The sequence below is a fragment of the Pseudomonas sp. 2VD genome (assembly GCF_005503585.1).
In the GTDB taxonomy this organism is placed as follows: domain Bacteria; phylum Pseudomonadota; class Gammaproteobacteria; order Pseudomonadales; family Pseudomonadaceae; genus Pseudomonas; species Pseudomonas aeruginosa.
Window position 1 is genome coordinate 1 of the sequence record NZ_SCND01000183.1, and the last position, 11748, is coordinate 11748.

15 protein-coding genes and 1 pseudogene are annotated in these 11748 nt (G+C 68.4%); 6 read left to right on the forward strand and 10 right to left on the reverse strand.

Going from position 1 to position 11748, the window contains the following annotated elements; all coding sequences use genetic code 11:
* The 10 genes from cobA to nirS all read right to left on the reverse strand — a co-directional run.
* Positions 1 to 745: uroporphyrinogen-III C-methyltransferase (gene cobA, locus FFS27_RS19360; protein ID WP_137952155.1), on the reverse strand; the 745-nt coding region annotated here is incomplete at its 3' end.
* Positions 746 to 755: 10 nt separating this feature from the next.
* Positions 756 to 1919, reverse strand: a complete 1164-nt coding sequence (gene nirJ / locus FFS27_RS19365) for a heme d1 biosynthesis radical SAM protein NirJ (protein ID WP_023100765.1) — start codon at positions 1917 to 1919, stop codon at positions 756 to 758.
* Complete coding sequence (gene ahbB / locus FFS27_RS19370; RefSeq protein ID WP_021263085.1) at positions 1913 to 2428, reverse strand: siroheme decarboxylase subunit beta; 516 nt, start codon at positions 2426 to 2428, stop codon at positions 1913 to 1915. Before ahbB (FFS27_RS19370) ends, nirJ begins: the two co-directional genes overlap by 7 nt.
* On the reverse strand, positions 2403 to 2846 hold the full coding sequence (locus FFS27_RS19375; protein WP_003084860.1) for an Lrp/AsnC family transcriptional regulator: 444 nt from the start codon (positions 2844 to 2846) through the stop codon (positions 2403 to 2405). The genes ahbB (FFS27_RS19370) and FFS27_RS19375 overlap by 26 nt, the downstream gene beginning before the upstream one ends.
* Positions 2839 to 3363, reverse strand: a complete 525-nt coding sequence (ahbB, locus tag FFS27_RS19380) for a siroheme decarboxylase subunit beta (RefSeq protein ID WP_003111534.1) — start codon at positions 3361 to 3363, stop codon at positions 2839 to 2841. The genes FFS27_RS19375 and ahbB (FFS27_RS19380) overlap by 8 nt, the downstream gene beginning before the upstream one ends.
* Entirely contained in the window at positions 3360 to 3812 is a 453-nt protein-coding gene (locus tag FFS27_RS19385; RefSeq protein WP_003084864.1) for an AsnC family transcriptional regulator, read from the reverse strand. The genes ahbB (FFS27_RS19380) and FFS27_RS19385 overlap by 4 nt, the downstream gene beginning before the upstream one ends.
* 8 nt (positions 3813 to 3820) lie before the next feature.
* The gene (gene nirF / locus FFS27_RS19390; RefSeq protein ID WP_003084866.1) at positions 3821 to 4999 is read right to left on the reverse strand and encodes a heme d1 biosynthesis protein NirF; all 1179 of its coding nucleotides are present in this window, start codon (positions 4997 to 4999) and stop codon (positions 3821 to 3823) included.
* Entirely contained in the window at positions 4996 to 5355 is a 360-nt protein-coding gene (gene nirC, locus FFS27_RS19395) for a cytochrome c55X (protein WP_003084870.1), read from the reverse strand. The genes nirF and nirC overlap by 4 nt, the downstream gene beginning before the upstream one ends.
* Positions 5352 to 5666: a cytochrome C-551 gene (gene nirM, locus FFS27_RS19400; protein WP_003084872.1), complete on the reverse strand. Its 315-nt coding sequence runs from the start codon at positions 5664 to 5666 to the stop codon at positions 5352 to 5354. The genes nirC and nirM overlap by 4 nt, the downstream gene beginning before the upstream one ends.
* A gap of 50 nt (positions 5667 to 5716) precedes the next feature.
* Positions 5717 to 7423 (reverse strand): nitrite reductase, encoded by a 1707-nt coding sequence (nirS, locus tag FFS27_RS19405; protein ID WP_021263084.1) that lies wholly within the window; start codon positions 7421 to 7423, stop codon positions 5717 to 5719.
* Positions 7424 to 7638: 215 nt separating this feature from the next.
* On the opposite strand from nirS, the gene nirQ reads away from it, so the two are divergent.
* The 6 genes and pseudogenes from nirQ to FFS27_RS19435 form a co-directional block, all read left to right on the forward strand.
* Positions 7639 to 8421 (forward strand): transcriptional regulator NirQ, encoded by a 783-nt coding sequence (gene nirQ / locus FFS27_RS19410; RefSeq protein WP_003084875.1) that lies wholly within the window; start codon positions 7639 to 7641, stop codon positions 8419 to 8421.
* A 34-nt stretch (positions 8422 to 8455) separates the two neighbouring features.
* Positions 8456 to 8983, forward strand: a complete 528-nt coding sequence (locus FFS27_RS19415; protein ID WP_004352183.1) for a cytochrome c oxidase subunit 3 — start codon at positions 8456 to 8458, stop codon at positions 8981 to 8983.
* Between the two features lie 7 nt (positions 8984 to 8990).
* Positions 8991 to 9248: a cytochrome C oxidase subunit IV family protein gene (locus tag FFS27_RS19420; protein ID WP_003084879.1), complete on the forward strand. Its 258-nt coding sequence runs from the start codon at positions 8991 to 8993 to the stop codon at positions 9246 to 9248.
* Between the two features lie 89 nt (positions 9249 to 9337).
* A complete protein-coding gene (norC, locus tag FFS27_RS19425; RefSeq protein WP_003084881.1) occupies positions 9338 to 9778 on the forward strand; it encodes a nitric oxide reductase subunit NorC in 441 nt (146 codons plus the stop codon).
* A complete protein-coding gene (gene norB, locus FFS27_RS19430) occupies positions 9778 to 11175 on the forward strand; it encodes a nitric-oxide reductase subunit NorB (RefSeq protein ID WP_003084883.1) in 1398 nt (465 codons plus the stop codon). Before norC ends, norB begins: the two co-directional genes overlap by 1 nt.
* Position 11176: 1 nt before the next feature.
* Positions 11177 to 11748: pseudogene (locus FFS27_RS19435) on the forward strand (nitric oxide reductase activation protein NorD); the annotation flags it as partial.

The following is an 11748-nucleotide window of genomic DNA, read 5'->3' on the forward strand; positions in this document are numbered from 1 at the left end:
GGCCGACGACGATCAGCGTCGGCGGCTTCAACTGGTAGCGACGCGCCAGCGCCGGCAGCTCGGAAAGGGCGCCGCGGGTCACCTGCTGGCCCGCCTGGGTGCCCTGGCTGACCAGCGCCGCCGGGGTGTCGCTGGCGAGGCCGTGCTCGACCAGGCGCGCGGCGATCTCGGCGAGGTTGCCCAGGCCCATGTAGAACACCAGGGTCTGCTTGCCGCGCGCCAGGCCGGCCCAGTCGAGGTCGAGGCGGCCGTCGTTCTGCAGGTGGCCGGTGACGAAGGTGCAGGACTGGGCGAGGTCGCGGTGGGTCAGCGGGATGCCGGCGTAGGTACTGCAACCGGAGGCGGCGGTGACGCCGGGGACCACCTGGCAGTCGACGCCGGCCTCGAGCAGGCGCTCCAGCTCCTCGGCGCCGCGACCGAAGATGAACGGGTCGCCGCCTTTCAGGCGGACCACCCGGCGTTGCTGCCGGGCCAGGCGCACCAGCAGCTCGTTGATTTCTTCCTGCGGCAGGCTGTGGTGGCCGCAGCGCTTGCCGACGTAGATGCGCTGGCAGCTTTCCGGCAGAAGGGCGATCAGCTCGCGGGCGACCAGGCGGTCGTAGACCACCACCTCGGCCTGTTGCAGCAGGGCCCAGGCGCGCAGGGTGAGCAGGCCCGGATCGCCGGGGCCGGCGCCGACCAGGGCGACGCTGCCGGCAGGGAAATCGACATCGAGGAGGGACGGCGGAATCACGGTAGTGTTCATGAGGCTTTCCTTAGACGGCGTGCAGCGCGATGCGCTCGAGGCCGATTTCCTGATCGCTGAGGTAGCAGCCGGGGTCTTCGCCCCAGAGTTCTCCGCCGGCCCAGGCGCGGGTGCGGGTGTTGCCGTTGCAGATGTCCAGCCAGCGGCATTGGCTGCAGCGCCCGCCCACCGGTCGCGGGCGCTGGCGCAGTTGCAGGAGCAGCGGGTCGGGGCGCTCGAACCAGAAGTCGGCGAAGCGCTGATGGCGGATGTTGCCGACGCTGTGGTGCCACCAGTAGCTGTCCGGATGCACCTCGCCGGTGTTGTCGATGTTGGCGATGCCCTCGCCCGAGGCGTTGCCGCCCCAGTCCAGCAGCAGCTCGCAGAGACGCGCCAGTTGCTGCGGGCGGCGGCGCTTGAGCCAGTCGAGGAGAAGGATCGCGTCGGCGTCGTTGTTGCCGGTGACGAAGTCGCTGTCGCGCCCCTGCCGGATGTCCTCGTCGGCCCGTTCGAAGAGCAGCGCGAGGGCCTCGCGGGTGCGCCGGTGGTGGGCGTCGAGGGCGCGGCTGCGGCGGCCGCGGCCACTGTAGTTGAGGTGCGAGAGGTAGAACTTCTGCACGTCGAGTTCGCGCATCAGGTCGAGCAGTGCCGGTAGTTGCGCGGCGTTCTCCTCGGTCAGGGTGGTGCGCATGCCGACGCGGATATCCGCCTCGCGGCACAGGCGCATGGCCGCCAGCGCGGCGTCGAAGCTGCCCTGCTTCTGGCGGAAGCGGTCGTGGGTCTCGCGCAGGCCGTCGAGGCTGATGCCGACGTAGTCGAAGCGGGCCTCGGCGACGCGCTGGATGTTGCCTTCGTCGATCAGCGTACCGTTGCTCGACAGCGCCACGAACATCCCGGCCTGGCGCGCATGGGCGGCGATCTCGAAGAGGTCCGGGTGCATCAGCGGCTCGCCGCCGGAGAGGATCAGCACGCGCACTCCGGCGGCGCGCAGGTCGTCGATGCCGTGAAGGATTTCCGCGGTCTCCAGCTCGCCACGGAAGTCGCTGTCGGCGGAGGTGGAGTAACAGTGCTTGCAGGTCAGGTTGCAGCGCCGCAGCAGGTTCCAGATCACCACCGGGGCGCGCCTGCCGCCGGCGCGGCGCGGCGTCGGCGCGTCCTCGGCGAGGCTGCGCAGGTAATGGCTGATCCTCAGCATGGACGTTCCTCCTTCTGCGCCAGGCGCAGGCCGGTCTTCTTCAGGATGCGGCTGCTCACCAGCATCTCGTCGGCGCGACAGTCCTCGCCGAGCAGCAGGCGGATCTGTTGGCGGTAGCCTTCGATCTCCGCTTCGCTGCGGCCGTGGACCATGGCGAACAGGTTGTAGCGCCACTGCGGCAGATGGCGCGGGCGCCGGTAGCAATGGCTGACGAAGGACAGCCCGCCTACCAGCCGGCCGAGGCGTTCGATGCGTTCGTCGGCGACGTCCCAGACGGTCATGCCGTTGTGCCGGTAGCCAAGGCGATAGTGGTTGGGCACCGCGGCGATGCGCCGGATCACCCCGGCGTCGCGCAGGCGCTTCAGCAGCGCCAGGGTCTCCGCCTCGCTCAGCCGCAGTTGCGCGGCGATCCACGCCCAAGGGTCGGCGACCAGCGGCAGGCCGGCCTGGGTCAGTTCGATCAGGCGGCGGGCGAGCAGGGTGTCAGAGGGGGAAATGCAGGCCGACATGGTAGGTCGCCTCCTTGGGCAGGTCGAGTACCGCCAGCCCGCTCTCGCGCTCCAGCCGTGCGAGGGTCTCGGCGACCTCCGCCGGGCTGTCGCAGGCGACCACCAGCCACATGTTCAGGGCGTGCTCGCGACGGTAGTTGTGGGCGACCTGCGGCCAGCCGGCGAGCAGCGCGGCGATCTCTTCGAAACGCGCCTCCGGCACGCTCATGGCGGCCAGGGTGAAGGCACCGCCGAGGGGCTCGATATCGAACAGCGGACCGAAGCGGGTCAGGGTGCCGTCGTCGAGCAGGTCGTCGAGGCGGCGCAGGATGTCTTCCTCGCGGCAATCCAGCTCGGCGGCGAGCAGCGCGTAGGGATGCGGCTCCAGCGGCAGGCCGTGTTGCAGGCGGTTCAGCAGGCGCCGGTCGAACTCATCCATGGCGGCGCTCCAGGTCGGCCGGCGGCGCGGTGTAGCGGCCGCCGCACTGCTTGTAGGCGCGCAGGCTGAACAGCCAGCGGTGCGGTGTCTGGCGCAGGGCGTGGCGCTCCAGCAGGGCCTCGATCTGGCGTTCCACTTCGCCGCGCTCGCGGCCGTGGATCATGCAGAACAGGTTGTATGGCCACATCGGCAGGCGACGCGGGCGGCGGTAACAGAGCGAGACGATCGTTTCGTGGGCGAGGGCGCGGCCGACGGCGTCGACCTCCGCGTCGGCGACGTCCAGCACCAGCATGGCGTTGGCGGTATAGCCCAGGGCGCGGTGGTGGAGGATCACTCCGAAGCGGCGGAACAGGCCGTCTTCGTCCCAGCGGCGGACCTGTTCCAGCACTTCGTCTTCGCCGGCGCCGATGCGTTCGGCGAGCACCCGGTAGGGCCGGCTGGCCAGCGGCAGGCCCTGTTCCAGCAGGTAGCGCAGGTGTTGCCGCTGCGGCGCGGCGAGGGGTTCGACGGGGTTCATCGGCTGGCCTCCAGGGGAAACGCGAGGTCGATGCAGTAGGCTTCCTGCATCGGCAGGTCGAGGGGTTGCAGGCCGGTGTCGGCGGCGATCTCCGCCAGTACCCGGTCGAGTTGCGCGCGGTCGCCGGCGGTGAGCACGAACCACAGGTTGTAGCGGTGTTCGCGCTGGTAGTTGTGGTTGACCTCGGCGTACTGGCTGATGCGCTCGGCGACCCGTTGCAGACGCTCCTCGGGCACCGCCAGGGCAGCCAGGGTGCTGGCCCCGGCGCGTTGGTGGCGGAGCACCGGGCCGACCCGCGACAACGCGCCGTCGGCTTCCAGGCGACGCAGCCGTTCGAGCACCTCGGCTTCGCTGCAACCCAGGGTCTCGGCCATCCGCCGATAGGGTTCCGCGCAGATCGGCAGGCCTTTCTGGTAGCGGGCGAGGAGGCGGCGGGAGAGGTCGTCCATGGTGCCTCCTAGAGTCCGATGTGCTGGGCGCGGTGGCTGAAGAAGATGCCGCTCGGGCTGCGGGCCGGAAGGCTGCCGATGCGCTTCAGGCGGTACGGGTCCCAGACCTGCAACTGGTCGGCGTCGCGCACCGAGATCCAGACCTGGTCGCCGCGCCCGCTGAATTCCATGTGCAGTACGCCGGGGCCAGGGCGCAGGGTTTCGATCACTTCGTGGGTCTCGCTGTCGATGACCTGCACCTTGTCGTTGTCCGGGTAGGCGAAGTTGACCCAGATCTGCCGGTCGTCCGGTCGAGTCATGACGAACACCGGCTGGCCGGCGACGTCGATGGCGTCGGTCTGCTTCCAGTCGCGCGCGTCGAGCACCAGCACCTGGTGATGGCCGACCGCCGGGACGAAGGCCTGGTCGCTGGCGATGGTCCAGCCCTCCAGGTGCGGCATCTTGTACACCGGCAGCTTGCGTTGGCCGCGGCCGTAGTCGCCGAGTACGCGCCTGACGCCGCGCTCCGGGTGCCAGAGGTCGAGCTGGGCCATGCCGTCCTCGCCGAACAGCCCGGCCATGTAGTAGCGCCCGTCGGGGCTGATGAGGGCGTCGTAGGGTTGCTTGCCGATATCGCGGAAGCGGGTCAGGTGCGGCGTGTCGCCCTGGCTGAAGTCGGCGATCCAGATCTCGCCGCTGTCGAACAGGCTGAACACGAAACGCTGCCCCGGCGCGTCGACCAGGCCGACCACCCGGGAGTTCCTGTCCTGGCCGGGGAGGCGGGTGGCGGGAATCTCGGCGACCAGCTCCAGGGTGCGGCTGTCGAACACCTTGACCCCGCCCGGCTCGTAGTTGGATACCGCGACCAGCCGACCGTCCTGGCTGATCGCTCCGCCGATGCTGTTGCCGCCCTGGATCAGGCGCTTGTCGATGCGCTGGGCCAGCAGGTCGAGCTTGGTCAGGCCGCCGTCGCGACCGAATACGTAGGCGTAGCGCTGGTCGCGGGAGAACACCAGGGAGGCGTGGGACAGGTCGCCGAGGCCTTCGACCCGCGCCAGCGAGGTCTTCGCCGTGCCGTCGAGGATCTGCACGCTGCCGTCGGCGCGTTCGATCAGCACGCCGAGGTCGCCGCTGCCGCGCAAGGGCGGCTGCTGGCTACAGCCGGCGAGCAGGGCGAGGAAAAGCGGCGCGAGGGGACGCAGGTTCATGGGGCGATCTCTCCTTCGATCAGGCGGTCCACCAGCCAGCCGGCGTCGTCTTCGCTGAGCAGGCCGGCCCAGGGGGGCATCGGGGTTTGCGGACGGCCCATGAGCACGGTGGCGACCAGCGATTCGCGCGGCTTGCCGCGCAGGGCCTCGGGGGTCAGCGCCGGGCCGAGGCCGCCGGTCAGGCGCAGGCCGTGGCAGGAGCCGCAGTCCTGCAACAGCAGGTGACGCAACTGGGCCTGGCGACGGGCATCGGGATGCTCGTCGGCCAGGCCCGGAAGAGGACAGGCGAACGTCAGCGCGAGGGCCAGCCACAAGGCGTGGCTGGCGGCGCGCCGGAAGTCCGGAGGGGCGTTCATTTCTGCGACAGGACCCACTTCGCCAGGGTCTGCGCCTCGTCGTCGCTGACCGCGTTCGGCGGCATCGGGATCGGGCCCCAGACGCCCTGGCTGCCGTTCTTGATCCGCTGCGCGAGTTCCGCTTCGGCGCCGGCCTGGCCGGCGAACTTGGCGGCGACGTCCTTGTAGGCCGGGCCGACCATCTTGGTGTCGATGGCATGGCAGGCCACGCAGCCCTTGTTCTTGAACAGCACTTCGGGGTCTTCGGCCCAGGCGCCCTGGGCGAGCAGGGTGCCGGTGGCGAGCAGCGAAAGCAGTGCGTACGGTTTCATCACGGTTCCTCGTAGGGGGGAGCGTGCGGGGCGTGCCCCGCACGCGGGTCTCAGTACACGTCGTGCTGGGTGTTGTAGACGTTGAACTTGCCGGTCGGGGTGATCAGCCGCGGGTCCTTGACCACGGCCTTGAGCTTCAGGGTCTTGTCGTCCACCACCACCAGCGCGGAGCTGTCGTTCTTGCCGTTCCACACCGAGAACCAGACTTCATCGCCGCGCTTGTTGTACTCGGGCTGCACCACCCGCTTGGCGCCTTCGCCGAGATCGGCCCATTCGGCGATCGGCAGCACCTGGTACTTGGCGTCGAGGTTCTTCAGGTCGAACACCGCGACGCTCTGGCTGATCCTGGCGTCGGGGTTGAAGGTGGTGTCGACGTAGAGGTGCGAGGACTTCGGATGGGTCTTGATGAACAGCGAGCCGCCGCCCTGGCCCTGTAGCTCGGCGACTTTCTTCCAGGCGTACTGCGGATGGTTCTTCGGATCGGTGCCGATCAGCGAGATGCTGCCGTCGCCCAGGTGGCTGGTGCTCCACACCGGGCCGTACTTGGGATGCACGAAGTTGGCGCCACGCCCCGGGTGCGGGGTCTTGCCGACGTCGACCAGGGCCGACAGGCGACGGTCCTTGGAGTCGATCACGGCAACCTTGTTGGAGTTGTTGGCGGCGGTCATGAAGTAGCGGTGGCTGCTGTCCCAGCCGCCGTCGTGGAGGAACGGCGCCGCACCGATGCTGGTGACGGTGAGGTTGTCGATGTCCTTGTAGTTGACCAGCAGGACCTTGCCGGTCTCCTTCACGTTGACGATGAACTCGGGGTGCTCGTGGGAGGCGATGATCGCCGCCACGCGCGGTTCCGGGTGGTAGGTCTGGGTGTCTACGGTCATGCCGCGGGTGGAGACGATCTGCTTCGGCTCCAGGGTCTCGCCGTCCATGATCGCGAACTGCGGCGGCCAGTAGGCGCCGGCGATGGTGTAGCGGTCCTCGTAGCCCTTGAACTTGGAGCTTTCCACCGAGCGCGCCTCGATGCCGATCTTGATCTCGGCGACCTTGGTCGGCTCCTTGGCCCACAGGTCGATCATGTCGATCCGCGCGTCGCGGCCGATCACCAGCAGATAGCGGCCGGAAGCGGACATCCGCGAGATATGCACGGCATAGCCGGTATCGATGACCTTGACGATCTTCTTGCTGTCGCCGTCGACCAGGGCGATCTGCCCGGCGTCGCGCAGGGTCACCGAGAACAGGTTGGGCAGGTCGAGGTCGTTGAGCTGTTTCTTCGGCCGGTCCTCCGGCTTCACCAGCACCTTCCACGATTCGCGCATCTCCGGCATGCCCCACTCCGGCGGTTGCGGCGGGGTGTGCTGGATGTACTTGGCCATCAGGGTGATCTGGTCCTTGCTCAGCTCGCCGGAGCTGCCCCAGTTCGGCATGCCCAGCGGGGTGCCGTAGGTGATCAGCGCTTCCAGGTATTGCTGGCCGCGTTGCTGGGTGATGTCCGGGGTCAGCGGCTTGCCGGTGGCGCCCTTGCGCAGGACGCCGTGGCAACCGGCGCAGCGTTGGAAGTAGATCTGCTTGGCCTCGTTGAACTCGCTTTCACTCATGTCGGGGGCACCGTTGGTGCGCACCACGTGAGCGGGATCGACGGCGGAAGCGGCACCCTGGTATTGCTCGGCGGCTTTCATGTCGTCCTTGGCGTGAGCGGTGGCCAGGCCCAGCAGCGTCAGCGAGGCGAGCAAGGTGCCCACCAGTGGCTTGCCAAATGGCATGGTCTATCTCCTCAGGAGCCCTGCGAGGCGCTCCCTTAGCAGTGTTTTGGGGGTGGCTGCGTCGGGAACTCCCGGGAATTCATGGCGCGAAAGGATCATAGAAAGCAGGGTCTTTACCCTTGCTTGACCGGAATCAAGATTGCGTTGCTTTGCGCTTGTGGCACCTTCCAACTGTGAATAGCGTGCGGTCCTAATCCCTAGCGCAGGAGTAGGACATGCGGGACGCGACACCCTTCTACGAGGCCACCGGCCATGAGATCGAAGTCTTCGAGCGCGCCTGGCGGCACGGCCTGCCGGTATTGCTCAAGGGCCCCACCGGTTGCGGCAAGACCCGCTTCGTCCAGTACATGGCGCGGCGCCTGGAACTGCCGCTGTACAGCGTCGCCTGCCACGACGACCTGGGCGCCGCCGACCTGCTCGGCCGCCATCTGATCGGCGCCGACGGCACCTGGTGGCAGGACGGCCCGCTGACCCGCGCGGTGCGCGAAGGCGGTATCTGCTACCTGGACGAAGTGGTGGAGGCGCGCCAGGACACCACGGTCGCCATCCACCCGCTGGCCGACGACCGCCGCGAGCTGTACCTGGAGCGCACCGGCGAGACGTTGCAGGCGCCGCCTTCGTTCATGCTGGTGGTGTCCTACAACCCCGGCTACCAGAACCTGCTCAAGGGCCTGAAGCCCAGCACCCGGCAGCGTTTCGTCGCGTTGCGCTTCGACTACCCGGCGGCGCAGCAGGAGGCACGCATCCTGGTCGGCGAGAGCGGTTGTGCCGAGGCCCTGGCGCAGCGCCTGGTGCAGTTGGGCCAGGCGCTGCGGCGGCTGGAGCAGCACGACCTGGAGGAAGTCGCCTCGACCCGCCTGCTGATCTTCGCCGCGCGCCTCATCGGCGACGGCATGGACCCGCGCGAGGCGTGCCGGGTGGCGCTGGCCGAACCGCTCTCGGACGACCCGGCGACGGTGGCGGCGCTGATGGACATCGTCGATCTCCATGTCGCCTGATACCGTCGAGCGGCGCCTGCCCGGCGACCTGGCGATGTGGTTCTTCATCCTCGCCGAACTCAGCGTGTTCAGCCTGCTGCTGCTGGCGTTCGCCGGCGCCCAGGCCTGGCAGCCGGAGCTGTTCCGTGCCGGCCGGGAGCAACTGGATAGCCGCTGGGGCCTGTTGCTGACCGTGGCCCTGCTCAGCTCCGGCTGGCTCGCCGCGCTGGCGGTGCATGCGGTGCGCCGCGGACGGCCGCGCCAGGCGAGCGGCTGGTTGCTGGCGGCGCTGCTGCTGGCGCTGGTCTACGTCGGCCTGAAGCTGCACGAGTACGGGCGGCTCGCCGATCTCGGCCTGGACATCGAGCACGACACTTTCTTCACCCTCTACTGGTGCCTGACCGGCTTCCATTTCCTCCACGTCCTGCTCGGCCTGCTGATCCTCGGCTGGCTGGCGCAGGCCTGCTGGCGCCGGTGTTATACGCCGCAGGCTTGCTCGGGAATGGAGTCGGGAGTGCTCTACTGGCACATGGTCGACCTGGTCTGGGTGCTGCTGTTCCCGCTGGTCTACGTCCTGCAATGAGGTGCCGATGCGAACCCTGACCCTCTGCTGGCTGGCGTTGCTGGCGCTGGCCGTGGCCGGTGTGCTGCTGGGCGGCGCCGGCGACTCTCCCTGGCTGCTGGCGGCGGTGCTGGCCTGCGCGGTGGCCAAGGGCTGGCTGATCGGCGAGCGCTTCATGGAGCTGGCCCATGCCCCGGCGCTATGGCGCCGCCTGCTGCTGGCCTGGCCGCTGCTGATGGCCCTGGCGGTGGGCGCTGCGCTGTACCTGGCGCGGATGAATAACTGAGTAAATCGTTCGGGAATCTTGATTGCCATCAAGCGGGTTCGCCGCCGCCGCTTCCTAGAATCGCCGCACCACCCATTCCAGGAGGCCGCATGTCCGAGACCTTTACCAAAGGCATGGCCAGGAACATCTATTTCGGCGGGAGTGTGTTCTTCATCCTGCTGTTCCTGGCCCTGACCTACCACACCGAGAAGACCCTGCCCGAGCGCACCAACGAGGCCGCGATGAGCGCCGCGGTGGTGCGCGGCAAGCTGGTCTGGGAGCAGAACAACTGCGTCGGCTGCCACACCCTGCTCGGCGAGGGCGCCTACTTCGCGCCGGAGCTGGGCAACGTGGTCGGACGCCGTGGCGGCGAGGAGGGCTTCAACACCTTCCTCCAGGCCTGGATGAAGATCCAGCCGCTGAACGTGCCGGGCCGCCGCGCCATGCCGCAGTTCCATCTCAGCGAGGGCCAGGTCGACGACCTGGCCGAGTTCCTCAAGTGGAGCTCGAAGATCGATACCAACCAATGGCCGCCGAACAAGGAGGGTTGATGATGTCGCCCAATGGCTCCCTGAAATTCGCCTCGCAGGCGGTCGCCAAACCCTACTTCGTGTTCGCCCTGATCCTCTTCGTCGGGCAGATCCTGTTCGGCCTGATCATGGGCCTGCAGTACGTGGTCGGCGACTTCCTGTTCCCGGCGATCCCCTTCAACGTCGCGCGCATGGTGCACACCAACCTGCTGATCGTCTGGCTGCTGTTCGGCTTCATGGGCGCTGCCTACTACCTGGTGCCGGAGGAGAGCGACTGCGAGCTGTACAGCCCGAAGCTGGCCTGGATCCTGTTCTGGGTATTCGCCGCCGCCGGCGTGCTGACCATCCTCGGCTACCTGCTGGTGCCCTACGCCGGCCTGGCCAGGCTCACCGGCAACGAACTGTGGCCGACCATGGGCCGCGAGTTCCTCGAACAGCCGACCATCAGCAAGGCGGGCATCGTGATCGTCGCCCTGGGCTTCCTGTTCAACGTCGGCATGACCGTGCTGCGCGGGCGCAAGACCGCCATCAGCATGGTCCTGATGACCGGCCTGATCGGCCTCGCCCTGCTGTTCCTGTTCTCCTTCTACAACCCGGAAAACCTCACCCGCGACAAGTTCTACTGGTGGTGGGTGGTGCACCTGTGGGTGGAAGGCGTGTGGGAACTGATCATGGGTGCGATCCTCGCCTTCGTGCTGGTGAAGATCACCGGGGTCGACCGCGAGGTGATCGAGAAGTGGCTCTACGTGATCATCGCCATGGCGCTGATCAGCGGCATCATCGGCACCGGCCACCACTACTTCTGGATCGGCGTGCCCGGCTACTGGCTGTGGCTCGGCTCGGTATTCTCGGCGCTGGAGCCGCTGCCGTTCTTCGCCATGGTGCTGTTCGCCTTCAACACCATCAACCGCCGCCGCCGCGACTATCCGAACCGCGCGGTCGCACTGTGGGCCATGGGCACCACGGTGATGGCCTTCCTCGGCGCGGGAGTGTGGGGCTTCATGCATACCCTGGCGCCGGTCAACTACTACACCCACGGCACCCAGCTCACCGCCGCCCACGGCCACATGGCCTTCTATGGCGCCTACGCGATGATCGTGATGACCATCATCTCCTACGCCATGCCGCGCTTGCGCGGGATCGGCGAGGCGATGGACAACCGCTCGCAGGTCCTGGAGATGTGGGGCTTCTGGCTGATGACCGTGGCGATGGTGTTCATCACCCTGTTCCTCTCCGCGGCCGGGGTGCTGCAGGTCTGGCTGCAACGGATGCCGGCGGACGGCGCGGCGATGACCTTCATGGCCACCCAGGACCAGCTGGCGATCTTCTACTGGCTGCGCGAAGGCGCCGGGGTGGTGTTCCTCATCGGCCTGGTCGCCTACCTGCTGAGCTTCCGGCGCGGCAAGGCGGCCGCCTGAGATGGCCTTCGCCGTCGAGCTGGAGGAATGGGTCGGCGCCCACTGGCACCGCTTCATCACCCGCCATGCCAGCGGCGAGTTCGAGGCGGCGCGGGTGACCCTGGAGAGCATGCGGCGTCCGCTCGGCATGCTCTTCCGGGCGCTCGGCGGCGCACCGGGGGTAGCCCTCGAGGCGACCCCGGCGCGCCGCCTGCTGCTACGCCGCACCTGGTTGCAGCGGGTCGCCGGGACCTGCGAGCAGGCCCCGGTGTCCTGGTTCAACGGCGACAGCCTGCGCCTGCCGGAATCCCTCGCGGTCTATCCGCAGGCCGAGCTGAACCGCGAACTGTATCGCTGGCTGGCGCTGCTGGCGGCCAGCGCCGGGCCGCTGCGGCACTGGGCCCAGGACAACCAGCGCTGGGCGCGGCAGTTGCTCGATGCCTATCCGGCGCTGCGCCCGCGCTACGCCCGGCTGGTCGCCGCGCATCTGCGCCAGCGCCCGTCGCTGGACGATTGCCCGGCGGCAGACGCCGAACTGGAAATCGCCCTGCGCCGCGCGCTTGCCGAGCCGGGCAGCGTCGCGCGCTTCCCGCG

Bases quoted from the DNA above. Each gene is read 5' to 3' on its own strand.
- nirJ (WP_023100765.1), bottom strand. From the start codon at position 1,919: ATGCTGAGGATCAGCCATTACCTGCGCAGCCTCGCCGAGGACGCGCCG.
- ahbB (WP_021263085.1), bottom strand. From the start codon at position 2,428: ATGTCGGCCTGCATTTCCCCCTCTGACACCCTGCTCGCCCGCCGCCTG.
- FFS27_RS19375 (WP_003084860.1), bottom strand. From the start codon at position 2,846: ATGGATGAGTTCGACCGGCGCCTGCTGAACCGCCTGCAACACGGCCTG.
- ahbB (WP_003111534.1), bottom strand. From the start codon at position 3,363: ATGAACCCCGTCGAACCCCTCGCCGCGCCGCAGCGGCAACACCTGCGC.
- FFS27_RS19385 (WP_003084864.1), bottom strand. From the start codon at position 3,812: ATGGACGACCTCTCCCGCCGCCTCCTCGCCCGCTACCAGAAAGGCCTG.
- nirF (WP_003084866.1), bottom strand. From the start codon at position 4,999: ATGAACCTGCGTCCCCTCGCGCCGCTTTTCCTCGCCCTGCTCGCCGGC.
- nirC (WP_003084870.1), bottom strand. From the start codon at position 5,355: ATGAACGCCCCTCCGGACTTCCGGCGCGCCGCCAGCCACGCCTTGTGG.
- nirM (WP_003084872.1), bottom strand. From the start codon at position 5,666: ATGAAACCGTACGCACTGCTTTCGCTGCTCGCCACCGGCACCCTGCTC.
- nirS (WP_021263084.1), bottom strand. From the start codon at position 7,423: ATGCCATTTGGCAAGCCACTGGTGGGCACCTTGCTCGCCTCGCTGACG.
- nirQ (WP_003084875.1), top strand. From the start codon at position 7,639: ATGCGGGACGCGACACCCTTCTACGAGGCCACCGGCCATGAGATCGAA.
- FFS27_RS19415 (WP_004352183.1), top strand. From the start codon at position 8,456: ATGTGGTTCTTCATCCTCGCCGAACTCAGCGTGTTCAGCCTGCTGCTG.
- FFS27_RS19420 (WP_003084879.1), top strand. From the start codon at position 8,991: ATGCGAACCCTGACCCTCTGCTGGCTGGCGTTGCTGGCGCTGGCCGTG.
- norC (WP_003084881.1), top strand. From the start codon at position 9,338: ATGTCCGAGACCTTTACCAAAGGCATGGCCAGGAACATCTATTTCGGC.
- norB (WP_003084883.1), top strand. From the start codon at position 9,778: ATGATGTCGCCCAATGGCTCCCTGAAATTCGCCTCGCAGGCGGTCGCC.